Origin of the sequence: Massilia frigida, from assembly GCF_011682175.1 — a bacterium.
Classification (GTDB): domain Bacteria; phylum Pseudomonadota; class Gammaproteobacteria; order Burkholderiales; family Burkholderiaceae_D; genus Telluria_A; species Telluria_A frigida.
Genome location: NZ_WHJG01000106.1, coordinates 1 through 2,051, shown reverse-complemented (window position 1 = coordinate 2,051; position 2,051 = coordinate 1). Strand labels below are relative to the sequence as shown.

The following is a 2,051-nucleotide window of genomic DNA, read 5'->3' as shown; positions in this document are numbered from 1 at the left end:
CATCGGCGGCCAGGCCAACATCAACGCATGGATGAACGCCACCGGCTGGTCTGGAGAAATCAAGACTTTCTACGCGGAGATCGTCACCAAGCTGATGCTTCGGAAGCAGGTGTCCACGCGCGACGACGTCTATCTCCTGACCGATGAAGGTCGGGAGCATATTGGCGTCGATTGCGATGCTCCGCCTATCGCACCGCCGGTGCTGGTCGGCGCGCGCTATTCCGCGCCAGCGCGGCCCCTGTCTTCACGCCATGTCGTGCGCGCAATGCCGATGCGCGAGGGCGCTTTCGACTATCTGTCGATTCCATCGCTGCAAGGCACGATCCGCGTGCAGCATCAAACCAGTTTGACGGTCGTGCCTGGAGATGTGCAGTAATGAGCGACGTTTCACAAGTAGTCGCCCAGATGATCGACCACGACATGCCTGGCCTGCCAGTTGGACATCCCATCCTCGATGCCAGATATCATCGATTTGGTAAGGGCAAGAAAGCCTGGTACATCTTACGCGAGACCACGCTGCGCTCAGGCAGAACTGTGGTCACCGGTGCATTCGGTTTTTTCGTTGGTGAGAACCGCAATACCGTGCCAGTCAAGGTCGATACCGAGGTTATGACCGACGAAGAGCGCGCCGATTATTCGCGGCGGCAGCGCGCGGCAGAGAAGGCCGAGCAAGATAAGCGCGACCAGGCGGCGCGGCTCGCGGCAAACCGCGCGCGGGACGCTTGGAGCAGGGCCGAACACGTTCCGCTTGAGCATCCGTACTTGGCGCGTAAGCAGATCGTGGCCGATGGCGTACGCGTCAGCTCGGACGGACGGCTGCTGATTCCGATGGTGCGCGCTGGCCAACTGGTCGGCATGCAGAAGATTGACCAGGATGGCGAAAAACGCTACAGCAAAGGCATGGACAAGCTCGGTGCCTTTCATTGGCTTGGCCAGCACCCGGACGCGGACGCGGACCTCATCGCGTGCGGCGAGGGATATGCGACTTGCTGTGCCGCGCGCATGAGCGTGAGCGCAATTGTTGACCTGCCGGTTGCCGTTGCATTCGATGCCGGCGGGATCATGGCGGTTGCGTTGAGCTTGCGACAAGAGCATCCGCGGTCGCATCTGCTTTTCCTCGCTGACGACGATTACCAGTTGACCGAGCGATTCAGCGAGCGCTTGCGCGAGGAATTCAATGTCTCCGTACCAATCGAAATCGATGGGCAGTCGCACCTTGTTCTCGCGGATGACGGCGCCGATGTAACGGTTACCGCGTGGTGGAGGACCGATCCCGAGGGAATTCGCTACATCGAGACAGATATGCGGCGTGGACGCGTCGTTCGCACCTACCAATACAGGAATGCCGGTGTCGCCAGTTGCCATGCCGCAGCCAGGGCGGTGGGGAATGCGTCGGTCATTACGCCACTGTTCAAGGACCGGTCCGGGCGCAAGCTGACTGATTTTAACGACTTGCAGGTGGAGGAGGGGCTGGACGTGGTCGCAGCGCAGATCGCTCTGTCCATTCTTGCCGCGCAGCGGCCTGTAATTGAATCTCCCGCCCCTTCTGCGGCGCCAGCCGCACCCGACGTTGTTGAGCCTCCAAGTGAGTTCGATGCAGGGGCAGCGGTCCCCCCTCCCCCTGGCGCGAAGCAGCCGCCCGAGGGTGAGGAATCGCTGACGCAATTTGATGCGCGCTTTGACGCGGCAGTGATAGACGGCGCCCAGCTGCGCACTGGCGTGCCTTTGGCGCCGGGGGAGGGGGGCGATGAGCAAGAGGCGCACAAAAAGGACAAGCCCAAGAAGGTCTACGGCCAGCAGCACTGGGATCAGGTCGACGACATCCTGGAGAACTTCATTCTGATCTACGGCGAAGACTTGGTATGGGATTGTCGCGAGCGCTTGCTGATGAAGCTGTCCGCGATGCGCACGATCGTGCAGAACTGCGACGTGATGAAGTTTTGGGGCGGCGATGCGCGCAAATGGATCTTGAAGAAGAACATCGTCTTCGATCCGCGTGAACGCCCCAGTCCGGCGCCGAGCGGGCCGACTGCGACCGTCAATCTGTTCAG

2 protein-coding genes are annotated in these 2,051 nt (G+C 61.0%); both read left to right on the top strand.

Annotated elements, in window-relative coordinates; translation table 11 throughout:
* Window positions 1–376: hypothetical protein (locus F2P44_RS34125; protein WP_167094503.1), on the top strand; the 376-nt coding region annotated here is incomplete at its 5' end.
* A partial coding sequence (locus tag F2P44_RS34120; RefSeq protein WP_502572638.1) for a primase/helicase family protein occupies window positions 376–2,051 on the top strand: 1,676 nt, incomplete at its 3' end. The genes F2P44_RS34125 and F2P44_RS34120, both read left to right, overlap by 1 nt.